Source organism: Pedobacter sp. 01N416 (genome assembly GCF_056399685.1).
This window is the reverse complement of record NZ_JBFTRT010000779.1, coordinates 1-2,511: the sequence shown is the minus strand read 5'-3', so window position 1 is coordinate 2,511 and position 2,511 is coordinate 1. Positions and strand designations below refer to the sequence as shown.

3 protein-coding genes are annotated in these 2,511 nt (G+C 38.8%); 2 read left to right on the top strand and 1 reads right to left on the bottom strand.

Annotation, left to right across the window (positions count from 1 at the left end; all coding sequences use genetic code 11):
* The coding region (locus tag AC1DND_RS27065; protein ID WP_477585851.1) for a homogentisate 1,2-dioxygenase at positions 1-727 on the top strand (727 nt) is incomplete at its 5' end.
* Between the two features lie 11 nt (positions 728-738).
* Positions 739-1,869 (top strand): 4-hydroxyphenylpyruvate dioxygenase, encoded by a 1,131-nt coding sequence (gene hppD / locus AC1DND_RS27060; protein WP_477585849.1) that lies wholly within the window; start codon positions 739-741, stop codon positions 1,867-1,869.
* A 136-nt stretch (positions 1,870-2,005) separates the two neighbouring features.
* Here hppD and AC1DND_RS27055 read toward each other — a convergent pair.
* Positions 2,006-2,511, bottom strand: a 506-nt coding sequence (locus AC1DND_RS27055) for an energy transducer TonB (protein ID WP_477585847.1), incomplete at its 5' end; no start/stop codon positions are given.

The window sequence follows — 2,511 nt, the reverse complement described above, 5'->3', positions numbered from 1 at the left end:
CTTCATACATGAAGGTTCTGGAAAGCTGAAAACAGGATTTGGAGAAATTAAGTTTGCTTATGGCGATTATCTGATCATCCCGAGAGGAACCATTTACCAGATGGAGTTTGATAATGAACAAAACAGGTTGTTCATTGTGGAAAGTTTTAGTCCGTTAAGACCGCCAAAAAGATATTTAAATCAGTTTGGACAGCTAATGGAACACGCACCTTACTGTGAGCGTGATTTAAGATTACCCGAAAACCTGCAAACCTTTGATGAATATGGCGATTTTAAGGTATTAATTAAAAAACAAGGGTTAATTTATCCATATACCTACGGTACACATCCTTTTGATTATGTAGGCTGGGACGGTTATCATTACCCATATGCTTTCTCTATCCACGATTTTGAGCCGATAACAGGCCGTTTACACCAACCACCTCCGGTTCACCAAACTTTCGAAGGACACAATTTTGTAGTTTGTTCTTTTGTTCCCCGCAAATACGATTATCACCCTGATTCTATTCCTGCGCCTTACAACCATAGCAATGTAGATAGCGATGAAGTGCTTTATTATGTAGATGGTGATTTTATGAGCCGCAAAAGTGTGGTTAAAGGGCAGATTACCTTACACCCTGGAGGTATTCCACATGGGCCACACCCGGGTACCGTAGAAAAATCGATCGGAAAAGAAAAAACAGATGAACTGGCGGTAAGACTTCGGCCTCCCCGACCTCGGACATAATAACAACAACAATGGAAACACAAACATTCGCAGAAAAAATATCAAAAGCACCAGATTTTCTGCCTATTAACGGAACAGATTATATCGAATTTTATGTAGGTAATGCTAAACAAGCGGCTCACTACTACAAAACTGCATTTGGTTTTCAAAGCCTGGCTTATGCCGGACCAGAAACTGGTGTACGTGACCGTTCATCATATGTATTGCAGCAGGGTAAAATCAGATTGATCTTAACCACAGCATTAAAATCAGATCATCCAATAGCAGAGCATGTAAAAAAACATGGCGATGGGGTAAAAGTATTAGCCCTTTGGGTAGACGATGCCTATAGCGCCTTTGAAGAAACCACAAAACGTGGTGCGAAACCCTATTTGGCTCCTCAAACTTTAACTGATGAAAATGGTGAAGTTCGGATGAGCGGTATTTATACTTATGGCGAAACTGTACACATGTTTATTGAGCGTAAAAATTATAATGGAACCTTTATGCCGGGTTACCGTGTATGGGAAAGCGATTATCAACCTGCCGATGCGGGTCTTTTATATATCGATCATTGTGTGGGTAACGTAGGTTGGAACCGCATGAATGAAGCCGTACAATGGTACGAAGATGTAATGGGCTTCGTAAATATCTTATCTTTTGATGATAAGCAGATCAATACTGAATACTCGGCTTTGATGAGTAAAGTAATGAGTAATGGAAATGGCTATTCGAAATTCCCGATTAACGAACCTGCTGAGGGGAAAAAGAAATCGCAAATTGAAGAATACCTGGAATATTATGAGGGTGAAGGCGTTCAGCACATTGCTGTGGCCACTAAAGATATTGTTAAAACAGTTAAAGAACTGAAAGCACGTGGGGTGGAGTTTTTAAGTGCACCACCAGAGGCCTATTACGACATGATGCCGCAACGCGTAGGTAAAATTGATGAAGAAATAGCATTGCTAGAAAGCCTGGGCATTTTGGTCGATTGTGATGAAGAAGGCTATTTACTACAGATTTTCACAAAACCAGTTGAAGACCGCCCTACCCTGTTCTTCGAAATTATTCAGCGTAAAGGTGCACAAAGTTTTGGTGCGGGCAACTTTAAAGCCTTATTTGAATCGTTAGAACGCGAACAGGAATTAAGAGGTAATCTGTAACACTACCTAATTAACAAGGCAATCAGAATATCTGGCTGCCTTGTTAATTTTATTATTTAATGAAGTCCTTCGACAGGCTCAGGATGACAATACTATTTTTGTACTGGCACTCCTTCTATTCTTTTAGAAATTATATTTAAGGATTTGGCAATCTGCATTCTGCGAAGTAGCTGAATTTTGTACTTACGGTTTGGCCATTTTTGATGGCTGCATTCCATTTTGGGCAGTCTTTTATTACCTTTTTCACTATTTCATCCAAGCCAAAACCTAAACCTCTTACTATTTTAACGTCTCTAACATCGCCATCATAATCTATTTTAAAACTAAAGTATACTTTTCCTTCTACTTTGTTTTTTAATGCTTCTTCTGAGTATTTAATGTTTTCAGAGAAATATGCCTGAAGTGCTTTATATCCTCCCGGGAAATTAGGTGGTGTGTCTACTTCTTCAATCTTATACGTAGAATTGTCAGGTACAGTTTGCTTATGAGGGCTACCCATCGACATAATATTCAAACCATTTAACTTAATATAATCAGCTGGAATAATTGGTTTTTCTTGCACCAATGTATTTTGTTTGTTTTCCATTTGAAATACAACATCAATGCAATATTTCCCATTTATGGTTTTGGACAGTCCTGTGT